This is a genomic window from Spirochaeta thermophila DSM 6192, from assembly GCF_000147075.1.
GTDB classification, from domain to species: Bacteria; Spirochaetota; Spirochaetia; order Winmispirales; family Winmispiraceae; genus Winmispira; species Winmispira thermophila_A.
Window position 1 is genome coordinate 2,228,606 of the sequence record NC_014484.1, and the last position, 15,585, is coordinate 2,244,190.

13 protein-coding genes and 2 pseudogenes are annotated in these 15,585 nt (G+C 53.5%); 11 read left to right on the forward strand and 4 right to left on the reverse strand.

The genetic code is table 11. From position 1 onward, the window contains the following. The 3 genes from STHERM_RS11935 to STHERM_RS12585 form a co-directional block, all read right to left on the reverse strand. A complete protein-coding gene (locus STHERM_RS11935; RefSeq protein WP_158304558.1) occupies positions 1-159 on the reverse strand; it encodes a hypothetical protein in 159 nt (52 codons plus the stop codon). 76 nt (positions 160-235) lie between these two features. Further along, complete coding sequence (locus STHERM_RS11940) at positions 236-412, reverse strand: hypothetical protein (protein ID WP_158304559.1); 177 nt, start codon at positions 410-412, stop codon at positions 236-238. Continuing rightward, a complete protein-coding gene (locus STHERM_RS12585) occupies positions 409-534 on the reverse strand; it encodes a hypothetical protein (protein WP_257719904.1) in 126 nt (41 codons plus the stop codon). The genes STHERM_RS11940 and STHERM_RS12585 overlap by 4 nt, the downstream gene beginning before the upstream one ends. A 276-nt stretch (positions 535-810) precedes the next feature. Between STHERM_RS12585 and STHERM_RS10110 the strand changes: the two genes are divergently transcribed. The 10 genes and pseudogenes from STHERM_RS10110 (at position 811) to STHERM_RS10145 (ending at position 13,533) form a co-directional block, all read left to right on the forward strand. Next, on the forward strand, positions 811-1,332 hold the full coding sequence (locus STHERM_RS10110; RefSeq protein WP_041623610.1) for a tetratricopeptide repeat protein: 522 nt from the start codon (positions 811-813) through the stop codon (positions 1,330-1,332). Then, positions 1,329-1,826, forward strand: a complete 498-nt coding sequence (locus STHERM_RS10115; RefSeq protein ID WP_013314797.1) for a hypothetical protein — start codon at positions 1,329-1,331, stop codon at positions 1,824-1,826. The genes STHERM_RS10110 and STHERM_RS10115 overlap by 4 nt, the downstream gene beginning before the upstream one ends. Before the next feature lie 4 nt (positions 1,827-1,830). After that, a pseudogene (locus STHERM_RS10120) lies at positions 1,831-2,445 on the forward strand (TolC family protein); the annotation flags it as partial. Positions 2,446-2,594: 149 nt separating this feature from the next. Beyond that, positions 2,595-2,675, forward strand: a pseudogene (locus STHERM_RS12755) (hypothetical protein); the annotation flags it as partial. A gap of 39 nt (positions 2,676-2,714) precedes the next feature. Beyond that, positions 2,715-3,209: a TolC family protein gene (locus STHERM_RS11365; RefSeq protein WP_052295683.1), complete on the forward strand. Its 495-nt coding sequence runs from the start codon at positions 2,715-2,717 to the stop codon at positions 3,207-3,209. Next, positions 3,206-4,555: an efflux RND transporter periplasmic adaptor subunit gene (locus STHERM_RS10125; protein ID WP_013314799.1), complete on the forward strand. Its 1,350-nt coding sequence runs from the start codon at positions 3,206-3,208 to the stop codon at positions 4,553-4,555. The genes STHERM_RS11365 and STHERM_RS10125 overlap by 4 nt, the downstream gene beginning before the upstream one ends. Then, positions 4,476-6,020 carry an Ig-like domain-containing protein gene (locus STHERM_RS10130; RefSeq protein ID WP_013314800.1) on the forward strand — a complete coding sequence of 515 codons (1,545 nt, stop codon included), beginning with the start codon at positions 4,476-4,478 and terminating at the stop codon, positions 6,018-6,020. Before STHERM_RS10125 ends, STHERM_RS10130 begins: the two co-directional genes overlap by 80 nt. Before the next feature lie 11 nt (positions 6,021-6,031). Continuing rightward, positions 6,032-7,573, forward strand: coding sequence for an Ig-like domain-containing protein (locus STHERM_RS10135; protein WP_013314801.1), 1,542 nt, complete (start codon positions 6,032-6,034; stop codon positions 7,571-7,573). Positions 7,574-7,594: 21 nt separating this feature from the next. Next, positions 7,595-10,591, forward strand: coding sequence for an efflux RND transporter permease subunit (locus tag STHERM_RS10140; protein ID WP_071650346.1), 2,997 nt, complete (start codon positions 7,595-7,597; stop codon positions 10,589-10,591). Beyond that, positions 10,579-13,533, forward strand: a complete 2,955-nt coding sequence (locus STHERM_RS10145; protein ID WP_013314803.1) for an efflux RND transporter permease subunit — start codon at positions 10,579-10,581, stop codon at positions 13,531-13,533. The genes STHERM_RS10140 and STHERM_RS10145 overlap by 13 nt, the downstream gene beginning before the upstream one ends. Here STHERM_RS10145 and STHERM_RS10150 read toward each other — a convergent pair. Further along, complete coding sequence (locus STHERM_RS10150) at positions 13,475-14,902, reverse strand: tetratricopeptide repeat protein (protein WP_013314804.1); 1,428 nt, start codon at positions 14,900-14,902, stop codon at positions 13,475-13,477. The genes STHERM_RS10145 and STHERM_RS10150 overlap by 59 nt on opposite strands. Before the next feature lie 130 nt (positions 14,903-15,032). Here STHERM_RS10150 and STHERM_RS10155 point away from each other — a divergent pair, with 130 nt between their 5' ends. Further along, positions 15,033-15,578: a macro domain-containing protein gene (locus STHERM_RS10155; RefSeq protein WP_013314805.1), complete on the forward strand. Its 546-nt coding sequence runs from the start codon at positions 15,033-15,035 to the stop codon at positions 15,576-15,578. Positions 15,579-15,585 lie beyond the last annotated feature (7 nt).

Below are 15,585 nucleotides of genomic sequence, written 5' to 3' on the forward strand. Positions count from 1 at the left end.
CTATCCTCCTTCGCAAGCCGCTCCCCCCCACCCCCGCTCCCACTCCACCCACCTCACCACCTCCCCCCAATACCTCCCCTCCATCTCCTCCACCACCCCCTCCACATCCCCCCACGCAACCCCATACCTCTCAACCCCCTCCCTCACCCCCTCCTCCACCTCGCCATCACCTCCTCCACCACCCCTCTCACCTCACCCTCACCCACTACCTCCTCCTCCCATACCCCCTCCCGCTTCACCACATCCCCCACCTCATCCCGCTCCCACCCCCCATCCTCACCACGCTCATATACCTCCCCCCAACCACCTCCCGCACCAGAGCCACACACTCCACCCACCCCACTCCCCCCACCCCCCCCACCACCTTCCTCACCACCCACTCCCGCCACGCCTCCTCCACTCTCCCACTCACATCCACCCCACCACCTTCACCCCCTCCTCCACCCACCTCCTCCACCCCCCCTCATCCCCCGCCATCATCGCCCGCTCCTCGTACCACCCCCATACCTCCTCCCACGCCTCCTCCCCCCACACCCCATACCCCCCCCCACCACCACCACTTGCAGCATACCCCTCCCATGCTACACTCCCTACACCATGATTCTACTAAACGTAACACCACCTTCAAAACATGACCTACTCGTATCTCCAAAATCTCCAACTTCTCCAATATGCCGCACTTTTTGCCCATACCTCCCCCTTTTACTGCTCGTAGTATCACTTACCTCCTGCAACTATACCCCCTCCCCTCAGGAACTGTCAAGTTTACACCAGGCGGAGGAACTCTATACCAAAGGTCGGTTTACCTCCGTGGTGGAACTCCTCCAACCCTACTCCTCTTCGCATCACCCACCCCTCCTCCTCCTCTATGCAAAGTCCGCCATACTTGCAGGACATCCGGATCTTGCAATCCCACCTCTCACACGCCTCCTCAAACTCTCACCCTCACACACCGACGCCCGCATATGGCTCATACGGGCTCACATCGCCCGAGGAGACCTCACCACCGCCAAACACCTCCTTCTCGCCCTCCTCCCTCTCAATCGAGAAGACCCCCGCCTCGCCTATCTCGAGGGACTTATTGCAGAAAAAGAAGGCAGACTCCAGGATGCCATCCTCTCCTATCACAGGGCTGCACTCTTCGAAACAGAGCTCGCAAAGACCTACGTTGCCCTAGGAGGACTGTACTTCCGCTTCCTCCAGTACGAAAAGGCCCGAGAATATATCGAAAAAGCCCACAGCATCCTTCCCCCCGAACACCCCCTCTCCCGACCCCTCACGGAACTCACGGAAAGTCTCAACCTCTCACGATCAGGAGGAACACCCCCATGAGGATCTTCTCCCTCCTCGCCACCACTCTCCTCCTCTCATCATGCGTGCTGCTTCACACCACCTCCATATCCTTCACCACAATAGACGCTTCAGCCCTCTATCCAGTACGTCTGGAGGAACTTTCCTTCGATCCACCCTACGAGTTCACCACCACCAGGGAAGAGCGACTCCTCTCGGCCGTGAAAACGCTCGCGGTGGCACAGGGTCTCCCCCTCCTCCTCCCCGACGAAAAAGGGGAGCCTCGAACTTTCCTCTCGATACACGTCCGACAGCGTCGGTACATAAAAGGGTTCTCCGAGACCTACTCGATCTCACTCTTCCTCGACCTCTTCACGGAAAGGGAACGTCTCGCGCACGTCCTGGTGGTCTACGAGGGACCCCAATCCTTCGCATCCATGGACCTCTTGTTCCGGCTCATGGAGAAGGGATTCCAGGATCTCGCCCGTCTGATAGAAAAGGAAACCCAGGCCGCCCCCAAAAAGGACAACGTATAGTACTATGAAACGGATCTTTTCCCTGCTCCTCTTCCTGAGCTGCACCCTTTCGACTGTGGGGATCGAACCTCTCACCCTCTCCCTCCAGGAGGCCATATCCCTCTCCCTCGAGGCATCCCCCGATCTCTTCCAGCGAGAACGGACCCTCGCTCTTGCCCATCTCTCGTATAGACTCGGCTTCTATGCCTACGCCCCTCTCCTTTCCCTCTCATTCTCGGACTCGCGTACCGTCTACTACTCGAATCCCGACACCCTCCAAACTTCGCTCGGTGCCCAACTCTCCATCCCCCTCTATAGGGGAGGTCGACGTATACTGCAGCAGGAAAGCACGCGCCTTTCCCTCAACACCACCCAGGAAGAAGTTCTCACGACACGTGCAGAGACCACTATTACCTGCATGCAGGCCTACTACCAGGTGCTCATCGCCCAGGAAAAGCAGAAACTTCTCCAGAACATGGTCTCCCTTGCTCGGGAACAGCAGCGTATCGCCGAGGTGGAATATCGCACAGGTGCAATACGGGAACTCGACCTCGTGGAGATCTCCCTTCAGGTCCAGGAGATGGAACTCTCACTCTCGGAAGCGGAGAGATCACTTCGGGAGAGCGAATATACCCTCAAGAAGCTACTGGGAGTTCCTCCTGAGACCGAAATACTGCTCACAGACACGCTCCCCCCTCTTACAGCGGTCTCAACCTCCCTAAGATCCCTGAGCCTCTCATCCAGATCGCCCTCTCCCACAACAAAGAGCTCAAGGCCCTCTACTTCCAGATGCGTTCCCTCGATATTCAGAAGAAGATGCTCTCATCACAGTGGTACCCTGATGTGGATCTTCAGACAAGCATCAGAGTATCAGGAGAGGACTTCCCCCTCAGTCTTCCTGGCTTCTCGGTGAAGTTGAGCATATCCCTCCCCTCCGCTCCGGTACCTTTTGCTCTGGACACTTCCTTTGACCACACCCCCCAACAATCCCACGGCCGCACCATCTCCACCCAGATATCAACTCCCCGAACCCTCGATTTCCTCATCTCACCACAGGAAGTCGCGCTCCAAGAGACACTTCTCCTCAAACAAAAAGAAGAAAAGGAAAAGGATCTCGCCTTCTCCCTCACCCAGCTGCTCGAGGAATACCACTGGGCGAGGAAACAGATCGATCTCCTGAGAAAAGGGATATCACTCGAAGAACGAAAGTATGAGATCCTCGAGACAGAGGTAGAACTGGGGAAAACCACCAGAATCGACCTGGTGAAAGCCCAGAACGATCTTCTGCAACAAAAGCTCTCGGAGCTCAATTACGTGCTCCAGCTCCTCATGAGGGAGAGGAACATGGAACGCATCCTGGGAATCACCCCCGGAAGCCTCATCTCCTTGGAGGCAGAAGAATGAATCGGACCACATTCCTCCTTCTTGTGGGAGTCCTTCTCTCTCTTGCTGGATGCGGGGAAAGGGCCCCTGAGAGGACAGGATCCTCAGTCGTCCCTGTAGTAGAGGTGCGCCGTGTTCACATGGAAAAGGTAGAACCGGTGATCACTTCATTCGGAACCGTCACCTATACCCAGAAGGCCGATGTTACCACCCAGGTGGACGGGACCCTCGAACGGTTTTTCAAAGAAGAAGGCGAACGAGTGAGGGAAGGAGAACCTGTGGCCCGACTCTCCAATATCCAACTGGAAATCAGAAAAATCCAGGCCCAGAGTGCCCTAAAGAGCGCGGAGGCCCAGGCCCGGCTTGCCGAGGCAAGGTACCGGGATGCACTCCTTCAAGCCGAGACCAGGTTCCTCTCTCTTGAAAAGCTCCTCGTACAACGGGAGTCTCTCCTCCATGACATCGCTACGCTGGAAAAAGAATACCAAGATAGAAAGATTCTCTTCGAGGCCGGAGGAATTCCAGAGGACACGCTCAGAGATGCTGAAAACGCACTTCTTAAAGCCCGCAATGAACTGAAGATACTGGAGAAAAATATCGAAACCGCCTCCATTGGCCTGAGGGACGAGGATATCCTCTCGGCGGGGTTTCCTTTACCAACCTCCTTCGATGAAAGGAAAAAACTCCTCATACGACTCAACACCCGGGTGGAAGAGGCCCAAGTAGAGGTGGCCAAGGCCCAGGTTGAAGTCGCAAGGGCGGAGATCCAATCGGTAGAAGCCTTGTCGGACGAGACGATCCTCCGAAGCCCTATCGACGGAGTACTCGGTACGCGGTACGTAGAGCCGGGGGAATACCTGAAGGAAAACACCCGCGTCTGTACCATCTTCTCATCAGAGGATGCGTGGGTTGTCTTCTCGATTCCGGAGAAGGAGGCCCTTCTCCTCAAAGAAGGCCTGGAGGCGAATATACACGTCGAAGCACTCGACCAGACGCTCACCGGAAGGATTGACGCTATCTCCCCCTTCGTCGACCCTAAGACGGGTAATGTTACGGTAAAGGCAAGACTCCCTCGCTTCCTCAGAGAGGCCCGCCCTGGTATGTTCGCCCGTGTGTCGGTAAAAACGGGCACTACCGTGGATCGCATCCTCCTTCCCAAAGAGGCCCTTCTCCACGAAGAGGGGGATAAAGGGGAGGTGTTTGTGGTACGAAACAATCATATCTTCCGACGCACTCTCACCCTGGGGGTATCCCGGGAGAACAAAAAAGAAGTGTTGGAGGGACTCAATGAAGGGGAACTGGTGGTCATCAACCCCTCTCCCCTCCTCCGCGAAGGCCAGGAGGTGGAGGTGGTGGAAATCGAGTAACTTGTCCAAGGCTAGTCTTTACCTTACTGCCCTCTCGATGTGGTTTTTCACCAGCTGTACAGACTTGGTGGATCTCACGCCTCTTTCCCTTGAAACCTATCCCGCACAGTCAGATTCGATTATCGACTGCGAGGATTCCCTCTGGATCCGCTTCTCCCTCCCGATGAACCCCGATCGCACAGAACCGCTCTTCAGTGTCAAAGACGAAGAGAATGCACCGGTAGCCCTGGATACTGAATGGAAAGAGGAAAACGCTCTCCTCATCCTCATCCCCCGGGAACCATGGAAACGAGGTGCCCGGTACAGACTCATAGGAGAGGGGACGGCAAAATCGGAGAGGGGAACCCGGCATCCCATTCATCTCAATATTCCCTTTTTTGCAGGTTCCTCAGATCTCCCTCTCACCCTCCTGTGGGTATCACCACAAGAGGGTAACTCGGTAGGGCTTACCACTCCTCTCGTATTTCACTTCTCCAGGAGTCTCAACCCCACTTCGTTCGAAGCGCACTTCTCCCTCTCGCCTTCGAGCGAGTATGAGATTTCGTTCAACCAAGACAATACAGAGGTGACAATAACGCCCTCGGTAACATGGGAAGGTCTTACCACGTACACCTGGCGGACAGGAAAAGAAGTCACAGATACGGAGGGAATCAGCATCTCCCACGAGTACGAGGGCTCTTTCAGGACCCTCGAGGATACCACACCCCCTTCTGTCGAAGGACTCTACACCACGTCGAAGGAAACCCCTGACCCCTCTTCTAGGATGCCGCTCGAGATGCTCGACAATGAGCGAGGGATCCTCATCCGGTTCTCAGAGGCCATGCAGCAGGAAAAACTTGAACAGCTCATTACCCTTGAACCCTCACTCGATGTAGATATCATCCCTCTCACCCCATCGACCGTCTTCCTCTCTCCCCAGCAGCTGTGGGAGCCAGAAGGCACCTATACCCTCACCATATCAGGCGATATCACGGACATCTCGGGTAACACCATGGGGGAAGAGTTCCATCACACCTTCACCATCGAGGGCATACCGGCCCAACGTCTCGAATCCGTGACGCTCCAATCTGAACACGAATCCTACACCTACACCCAACCGGACTGGGGCTCAGAAACATTCCTCCCCGCTGTTGTAGGAATAGACAGCACACTCACGGTGATACTCACGTTCTCACAACCCTTTACCGAAGAAGAGGCCCAACGCCTGGTGGACGCGGTCTCACTTGAACCATTCTTCCCGTACTACCTTTCCAATCCGGAATGCGTACGGGTGACATCTCTCCCGGACTCCAAACAGGTCACGTTCGAATTCCATGAAGTAGAGGGGGTAGATTCCGATGATCCTGGGTACCTAGAATATTGGTATCTACTAAAGATCAAAGGAGGCCCTCGGTACTTTATCAATGAGACAGGGTCGTATCTGCTTGAGGATCTCACCATCCGGTTGAGCCTGCGTGAGATGTAGAGGAGGAAGTCATGAAACCGATGGGAGGATTCACTATATTCTTCATGCTTTTGATGGTACCGATCATTACTGGGTGTGAATTTTTCACTATCTCTCCACTGGAGGTCATCTCATGGAAGCCCTCCGAAGAGGTGGTAAGTCTCGAAGACCTTTCGGTAGTGGAGGTGGTATTCTCCGCTCCCGTGAACAAGCCCCTCACCGAGACCGCCTTCTCCTTCACAGGAAACGGGGATCCTATAGAAGGTCGCATCGAGTGGCCTGCTGAGAATACCCTTCGATTCATTCCTTATGAACCACCTTCTGAGCATGGCGAGTACACTATTGTTGTGGACACTACAGCAGAAGACACTCATGGGAATTCCCTAAGAGAAGATTTCTCGTACACCTTCTACACGAGCACCGATCGAACCCGGCCCCGACTTCTCTCCACCTATCCGGAAGACGGAAGCGCAATCGACACGATACGCCCCACTATTCGCTTCACCTTTTCAGAAGCAGTGAACCTCCCTTCCGTGATAGAAGGGGTGGAGTTCTCCCCTTCCATCAAAGGATACTTCCAATCCGATGCCACTGGAACGGAAATCATGTTCTTCCCCACAGAGGACCTTATGTGGCAGACCTACTACACCATTACGTTGAAAGAGGATATCAAAGACCTCTTTGGGAACACCCTCGGGAGGGAAGAAACCCTTGTGTTCTACACAGGAACCGACACCACCCCTCCCGAAGAGCCGAGCTTTGAGAACTCAGACGGCACTACGGCACTGGTCTTCGACGATCCCGAAGACAATGAACAGACAGTAACTCATGAATGGGAAAAAGAATGGAACATCTACATCAGATTTAATGAACCAGTGGATCGAAACTCTATAGAGACACGACTCCACATTTCCCCTCGCATCGACCTCTCATATACATGGGAAGATGATACATGCCTCGTCCTCACCCATGAGGAAGCCCTCGAACCTGAGACTCTCTACGAGATCACCCTTGAGGAAGGTTGGAAGGACCTCCAGGGGAACGCCTTTCTTCAACCGCTCAGGAGATATCTCATGACCGATGGACCTGGTTCCCGGAGACCCAAGGTGCTGGGGATCTACTTTCTCAACTCCTTCGAGGGAACAACTCCCACCGGGATGGAGCACATCCTTCCCCTCGGATCCTTCTCATACCATGACGTATACGCTGATCCTCTCTATGATAAAAAAAGTGTACTGGATGTGTACTTTGAACTCTCCGAAGGTGCTCACATCGATCCCTTCATGTTCATCGATAATTTCTTCCTTTCGGCAGAGGAAATCTCCATCACCCCCCAGGCCATCCAAATCGACGAGAACATCTCCCATCTCGCTGCAGAACTCCCTCCTGAAAACTATGAAAACTACGGCACTGATCCACGGGTGCACGTCGTGCGGGTGATCCTCAATGTGGATAATCAGGAGAGTACTCCTGCCGGAGGAGAGTTCAAGATTACAATAGCCGGAGACTTCGAAGACTCCCTGGGAAACGCTATGGGGGAAGACTGGGAGCTCATCACGTACACCACCAACTAACCTGACTAAAAGGGGAAGCACGTGCCAATACGTCTCACAAGGCTCACCCTTGAAAGACCTGTAAGCGCCCTCATGATAGCCCTTCTCCTGCTCCTCCTGGGGGTGTTGAGCGTCCTCTTCCTCCCTGTGGATTTCCTCCCTCCCCTCACGGTACCGAGGCTCACGGTAGTATGCTCCTACACCGGTCTCCCCGCCCGGGAAGTGAGAGACCTCATCACGCTCCCTCTGGAGGATACCCTCTCTACAGTCCAGGGGCTCCGACACATCTCCTCCACCTCCCGCGACGGGTTCGCGATCCTCACTCTCGAGTTCTCATGGGGTACCAATATGGAGATCGCCGCGGCCCAGACTAAAGAACTCATCGACGTGGCCTATACCCGGCTTCCCCACGAGGCATCCAAACCCATGATCCTTCCCGCCGATCCCGGCGAACAACCGGTGATGATCCTGGGAGTCCTCCCGACAGGGGAATTGTCCCTCGAACGACTCACCAATCTCGTAGAGAGAGAACTCTCTACTGCGTTCCAACAGATAGAAGGGGTGGGATCCGTCCAGGTGCTCGGAGGAAGGGAGGAGGAAGTACATATCATCATTGATCCTCACCGTCTTACCTCGTATGGACTCTCCTTCAGCTCGTTTGTTCAGGCTCTCAACTCATTCACCATGGAAATACCGGCAGGATTCATGAAAGAGGAGACAACAGAATACATCGTGAAGGTGGAACCCCTTGCGGAGGAACCGGAGGATCTCCCTACCCTTTTCATCCCCACCCCTCTACAGCCCGTGCCTGTTACCTCGATAGGGGAAGTACACAGAGACTCCTTAGAACAACGGTCTTTCTTTTTCTACCGGGGTAAGGAAGGGGTCGCCCTCCTCATAAGGAGACAAGCAGGATATAGTCCTATAAAGATTGCGCAGGAGATCAGAACACGCATCCCTGCACTTATGGAATCATACAGCCATGACGTGGAAATCGTGGTGGTTCAGGATAATTCGATCCTCATCCAAGAAAGCCTCTCCAGCCTCCTCTTCTCCGCACTCCTGGGAATGGGGGCTGCATTCTTCCTTATTCTCCTTTTAATGAGACATCTCCTTCCTGCACTCCTCCTTATCCTCACCATTCCCCTCTCCATGACCCTCAGCTTTCTCCTCTTCCCCATCTTCCGACTCACTATCAATGTAATGTCCCTTGGGGGACTCGCCATCGCAGTAGGCATGGTGGTAGACAACAGCGCCGTAATCCTCGAAAACATCCTACGGCTCCCTCAGAAGAGGACAAAAGAGTATATCCTCCATGCCACTGCAGAGGTGGCAGGTTCCACATTGGCTTCCACAACCACCACAATAATCGTGTTTCTCCCTCTCTTTTTTCTCCCCGGAATTATCGGGAAGGTCTTCTCTCCCCTCGCTGCTTCTGTGTGCCTCACCCTTCTCTCATCCTATCTCGTCTCCATTACAATAGTGCCACTCTTCCTCTTTCTCATTCCCGGGGAGATATCATCCCCTTCTCTTTCTCGCACACCCAAACGGGTATTCAAAATCCTCTTTTCCCTCGGCACAAAGGCACCGGTACTCACCAGCATCGTAGTCTTGCTTTCCATGGGTATAGGGATCCTCGGTCTCATCCACACCCCTTTCTTATGGCTCGAGACTCCTCAAAGTGAGACATATCTCCTCGAATACACCTTCCCGCAGAACACGAAATTGGAATCACTGAAAGAGGTAGCCTCAGAGCTGGAAGCAGTCTGCACCGCCCACGACATAGAAGCGTATTTCCTAGGGGGGTACAACCCTGAAGATCCCTATGCCATCGCAGAAAACCCCGATGCTCCTACCACGTTGAAAGTGGTAGCCCATCTCCCGCCACATCATGGATATACTCCCCGCTCCCTTCTTTCGACGCTCTCCGTACCTCTCGCCCGTACGATCAACATCACCACCTCCTCGAACCTCCTCATAGAGGCACTCGGACTCCCCGATACAGGCCGCTCTCTCTTCTATGTGAGTGGTAAGACACCAGAGGAAGCAGAGGCTCTCGCCCAGCACATCCTCTCAACATACTCCATCCCCGACGTCCAGGTTCTCCCCTCGGAGAAGAGGGTTTCCCTGGTGGTCTCCCCGATTATGGAAAGAGTCCTGCAATACGGACTTGATGTCCAGACCGTGGCCTCCACACTCAGAACAGTGCTGTGGGGTACCTATGGAGGAAGCGTAAAAGAAGAGGGAAGGAGAATTCCGATCCGGATAAAGGCGCCCCCACAATTCCAGGAAGAACGTGCACTCATTGAAGGGATTTCTTTACCCACCGAGGGGGGAGACTCTATTCTGTTTACCCAGCTGGTTCGATTCGAACAAAGAGAGGACTACCCTTACCTCCTCAGACACGATCGGAAAGATATATTTATCCTCTCATGTGCTCGTTCAAAGGAGACCCTCCACCTCTCTCATATGTTGGAGAGAGAACCCAGGGTGATCGATGTCTTAAAGCTTCAATGGTCGCAACAGCTCAAGGAGACCATGTTTCTCTTTTTTCTCGCGATCCTTTTCCTCTACGTGCTCCTGGGCTACCAGTTCGAGTCTTTCTTTCTTCCCTTCATCATCATGCTTACGATCCCCGTAGGCTTCTCTGGAATAGGCCCCTTCTATCTGCTCACCCATACACCCCTTTCCCTCAACACCTTTCTTGGGATCCTCGTCCTCATAGGTACCGCGGTGAATAACGGTATCATCCTCTTTGAGATTCTCTCACAGAGAATCAAGAGCCCTCTCCACCTCATCTCCCGAACCTATGTAGGCTCTCTCCAAAGGCTGCGCGCCATCCTCCTCACAGTAGGGAGTTCCCTCCTCGCCCTCCTCCCCCTTGCCCTTGACCTCTTTGGGAAGAATGCCCAACGAAGCATGGCTCTTTCTATTCTTGTAGGTCTCTTGTGTTCCACCTTTTTCTCACTCCTCATCCTCCCCTCGATTTTCATGCGATTCTTCGGTAGGAGGAGGAAGAACCCTCCATGGAAGCCTTAAGAGAGCATCCCACTCGGTATGTGCTCCTCCTCCTTTCCCTCATTGTCATCTCCCTCCTCTTTGTGAGCAGGCTCGAGATCGGTAACCCTCCCTCCGTCGAAAAGGTATTCACCATCACCACTCATTACTACGGGGTCGATGCCGAGGAGATCCAGAAGGTGATCACCATTCCTCTGGAGAACGCTATAAGCATACTCCCGGGAATAAAAACGATAAAAAGCATCAGTGAGACGAACACTTCCCGCATCTTCGTCACACTTCACCCCACCACCGAGGCTCAGGAGTTCTATCTCGATCTGAGAGAACAAGTGGACCTTGTGAGCTCCAGATTTCCCAGGGCAGTACAGAGACCCCAAATTTTCTACTCCGATACCACACGAGAGCCTGTGTTCATCGTGAGTTTCTATTCTCCTGCTCTCCCCTTACCCAGGCTCGCAGAATACGTAAAAGAAAAGCTTGTCCCTGAGCTACAGAAACTCAGCGGGATTGGGGAGATAATCATCGGGGGTGAAGCGGTAGAAGAGGTAAGGATCTCCACATACCCCGATCGAATGGCTACCTACGGGATCTCGATCTCCCAACTGGTAAGGAATCTCCAGAAAGCCTACCTCCGCCAGCCATTGGGAGAACTCCGGACAAGAAGCTCCCAGATCCCGGTGTTTTTCGATAGTTCTTTTACTTCTCTTGAGGACATGCTCGAGTTTCCTCTTCTCTACGAAAGGGATACGCTCATCCGAGTGAAAGACCTCGCCTCGGTGGAGAAGGGATACCGAGAACCTGAGAGAATCAGTCGTATCAACGGGGAAACACGAGTGGTGCTTTACATCCATGCCTCCAGCGAGGCGAATATCCTGTTGCTCTCCAAAAATATAAGAAACTTCGTCAACGGATATGAAGAGCTCCAGCCTCTCGTCGTATATGACCAGGGAGCAAAGGTAGAGGAAGAGGTAAAAAGACTCTTCACAGCAGTAATGATCAGTATCGGCTCTCTCGTGGTTCTCATGTTCCTTTTCACAAGAAACCTTCGTCTCACTCTCTCCCTTTCGTTACCCCTCCCCCTCACCATTCTTGTAGCTTTCGCTCTCTTCTCTCTCTTAGGGATCACCGTCCATACCTATCTCCTTTCGTCTCTTGCACTGGGAGTAGGGCTCATCATCGATACCTCATTCGTGATATTCGAGCACCGCCGACATAGTCTTCACACTCCTCTTACTCCTCTCATTCCCCCGGTCATTGCTTCCTCGCTCACGACGCTCATCACTCTCTTGCCCCTGTGGTACCTACGATACGAGTACGTATGGATCGAATCGCTCATCATGGGGTTTATATTCCTCTTCTCCCTCTCGTTCATTATTCACTTCTTCTTCCTCGATCCTCCGCTCTCCCAGTCCCTCCTTCGGGTAAGGAATATTCGACCTCTCCTGCCACTCACCCCTCTGAGAAAGTTTTTCCTCTCACTCGCTCATGGAGCGTATCCTGAAAATCGAGTACGGCGGGCTCTCATGTGGGGAGGCTATGCGGGCATATCCGTTCTTTCCCTCATACTGCTTCTCCTCCTCCCTAAAGAGATCACCCCTCCGCAGCTCCGCGATACGTACTTCCTCAGAGTGGAATACCCTCCGGGCACGACCATCGAGGCAGTGGACAGATTCATTCAGCCGTATCTCGGGTATCTCTCTCAGCAGCCCGGGATCCTCCTGGTGGAATCAAGAGCTGAACGGGCGAGCGCCAACATCTCGCTCAAATTCGACCCTTCCCGCATCTACCCGGAAGAATTGAAGGACCTCACCGAAAAAGGGGAGAGTCTTCTCGGAAAGGGAAAGGTCTTCACCGAAGAAAGTGGAGAAGAGACGGGTATCCAACTGGAGTACGTGCTCACAGGGGATGATTACGACACGCTGAAGCGTCATATCTCCCAGATAGCCAAGAGACTTTCAGCGCAACACTGGGTCTCGGAAGTGGTGCTTCATTTCAAGGATCCTCCTCCCTCCCTCATCCTTAAGCCCTCTATGGCTTCTTCCTTCTACAGGGTGGCTCCCGATGAGATGGGCAACACCCTACGGTGGTTCATTCAGCGCCCCGTAGCACTCAAGTGGCTCTTCAATGGGAAAGAGCTGGATCTCAGGGTAGGCATGGCCCCGGAATCGGTTTCCCCTCAGGATCTCTCCTTTCTTCCTTTGCCCGCCTCCTCCCAGAACACGTACACAGTCCGCCAGTTCTTCTCGACCACTACATCTACTCTCCCCTCCCGGTATTATCGCTACAACAGACAGAACGCCCTTGCCTTCTCCTTTCGCGTCCCCCCGATGCCCCTGGAGAGACTTTCCACTCTCCTCAAGGGGTTTTTCTCCTCCCTTGAGCTTCCTCCTGGCTATGCGTTTCACCCCGATCCCCTCATAGCCACGACCCAGAAGAGCTACAGCCTGCTTCTCCTTCTGCTCATTCTCGCTGCATTCCTTATCTTGGCCGTACTTATTATCCAATCGAACAGTGTGGTCCAGCCCCTCTTCGTGTTGAGTATCATCCCTCCCTCACTCTTGTTTCCTCTTTTAGGACTTCTCCTCGCGCGAAGATCTCTCTCGTTTCCCATCCTCCTTGGACTCATTCTCCTCTCGGGAATATGCGTGAATAATTTCATCCTCATCTCTGAGAGATTCCTCTTTTTCAAAAAGCGATGCACGAATCACTATAAGGCCCTGCTCCTCAGTCTCAACCACAGGTTCGAATCGCTCTTCCTCTCCACCTCTACGAGCATGATAGGGGCCATTCCCATGTTTTGGACGAGAAACCCTTTCTCCACTTCTCTCGCCTATACGCTTTTCATCGGCCTCGCAGGCGCGTTCCTCTTCACCTTCTGGTTTGTCCCTCTTTTTCTCCCCTCGCTCACGAGCCGAAAATCTCCTGAAGCCTTATCCGATATCGTGCAGGAGGATCGGGTATGATCTTCTCGAAATAGGCTTTTACATCGTAAAATGAGGAGAACTGCCTAAGCTGCTGAATCGCATAGTCTACATATGGATTGTTCTCGAGGGTAAGGAGATAGGCAAGAGGTCTCAAGAGGCTTTTCTCTCCGCTCTGACGAAAGGCTTCTATAGTACGATCTATCTCGGGTGTGACGAGGAGGTAGCGAGTGGTCTCAGGAGAAAGGCCAAGGAGTCTGACGATCTCACTACGACTTTCTTTTTGATATTCAGAATCGGCGGGGAGGAGATATATCGCCTTCTCCAATACCTTCTGCACAGTAGAGAAGGTATACTTTCCCTCTCCCTTCGACATGGCCCACCAGAGATAGTAATAGAAGATCCCTTGTGTCTTGAAGAAGGGTTCCAGCTCTACATACTCCTGAAGCGTGCTGATGTCCACAGGCCGCTCCCGATGGAATGCGACAATACATCTGAAAAACTCACTCACCGGGAGAGTACGATTATCGGTCTTGAACTCTTCCAGCAAAGAAGCGCCAAGATCCCATTCTTCCTCGATGATTCGACGGCAGAAGAGGAGTGCGGAAGAGAACTCAGTTTCCTTCACCCGATTCTCAAGAAGGGTTTCCCTTACGGAATTCAGGCGAGATACTACTGCACCCCGATCATATAGGCCTTCTTTATAGAGGAACCAGAGATCGAGGAACGCCCAGAGGATACTCTCTTCCCAGTCTCCCTCCTTTTCAGCAATAGAAGAGAGGATGAGTCCATCCCCCCTTCTATACCCGTACCGTTCTACAGAATAGAGTGCTACCTCTCTCAGAGGTTTCCACTCCCCTTTCTCCTGAAGGTATCTCATGAAGTAGGTGAGGTCTTCTTGTGTGAAAAAGTCTCTTTTGGTTTCCCACTGCGCTCGATACTGGGCCCCCGCACCCTCTGTATCATCGAGATGCACCATGCTTCGGGCAAGAAGTACTCCTATACCCAGTGCATCCTCTGCTGATCGAGCCAAGGCTCTCTCCGCATAGGATCGGGCAGAGGCATAGTCCTTTTTACGGGTATAGTAGTCCGAGAGTGCTCCATAGAGGAGGTAATACTCCTCCTCCGTGAGTTTCTCCTTCTTTTCAAAAGCGAGAGCCCTTTCCAGATAAGCCCCCGCCTCTTCAAGCCTCCCCTCCATGAGATAGAGAACACCAAGATGAATCTTGGCAAGCGGTTTCTCGGGATATCGGCCGTCAATGGCAAGAAGGCGTTCCTTCGCTTCTCCCGGGGTCTCAGACGTGGAGGTGATTCTCTTTACCTCCTCACGATACGACACTTCCTCTCCTCCACAAGAAACAAGTGAGACGAGGAATGACAAGAATACCAAGAAACTTCCCCATCTGTTCATCCAAATTCAACCCTCCTTTTTCCAAATGTTTTACAATAGGCTATCTTCTAGAGACTCAACAGTCAAGCACTCCCCACATTCCTCTTCACATGGTAGACTTCTTTCATACCTTCCATCCAGAGGAGGGACTATGGCGAGGATCACCTACAGGGACATCGTGATAGAGACACGACAGGGGGACATCGCCTCACAGCCGGACCTCGAGGCGATCGTGAACGCGGCCAATGCCATGCTCATGCCGGGTGGAGGAGTAGCAGGTGCCATTCACCGCGCCGCAGGCCCAGGGCTCGCAGAGGAGTGTCGCAAATACGCGCCCATCAAGCCCGGTGAGGCGGTGATCACCGGAGGTCACAACCTCCCCAATCGCTACGTCATCCACACCCTCGGTCCTGTGTATGGGAAAGACAGGCCCGAGGCAGACCTCCTCTCGCGGTGCTACGAGAACTCACTCCGTCTCTGCGAGCAGCACAGGATAGAGAGCGTGGGCTTTCCGGCCATCTCCACCGGGGTTTTCGGCTATCCCATGAGGGAAGCGGCCGAGGTGGCCTTTGCCACGATCAAATCGGTGATCGAGAGGGGACTCACCTACCCCAAGAGGATCGTCTTCGTCCTCTACCGGTCCCAGGACCAAGCCCTCCACGACGAGGTGCTCTCCCGCATGTTCCCCTCGTCATGAGGGCCCG

What these genes read in the sequence shown, in the direction of transcription:
- STHERM_RS10150 (WP_013314804.1), bottom strand. Translation starts at nt 14,902, where the DNA reads ATGAACAGATGGGGAAGTTTCTTGGTATTCTTGTCATTCCTCGTCTCA.
- STHERM_RS10145 (WP_013314803.1), top strand. Translation starts at nt 10,579, where the DNA reads ATGGAAGCCTTAAGAGAGCATCCCACTCGGTATGTGCTCCTCCTCCTT.
- STHERM_RS10115 (WP_013314797.1), top strand. Translation starts at nt 1,329, where the DNA reads ATGAGGATCTTCTCCCTCCTCGCCACCACTCTCCTCCTCTCATCATGC.
- STHERM_RS10130 (WP_013314800.1), top strand. Translation starts at nt 4,476, where the DNA reads ATGAAGGGGAACTGGTGGTCATCAACCCCTCTCCCCTCCTCCGCGAAG.
- STHERM_RS10125 (WP_013314799.1), top strand. Translation starts at nt 3,206, where the DNA reads ATGAATCGGACCACATTCCTCCTTCTTGTGGGAGTCCTTCTCTCTCTT.
- STHERM_RS10135 (WP_013314801.1), top strand. Translation starts at nt 6,032, where the DNA reads ATGAAACCGATGGGAGGATTCACTATATTCTTCATGCTTTTGATGGTA.
- STHERM_RS10155 (WP_013314805.1), top strand. Translation starts at nt 15,033, where the DNA reads ATGGCGAGGATCACCTACAGGGACATCGTGATAGAGACACGACAGGGG.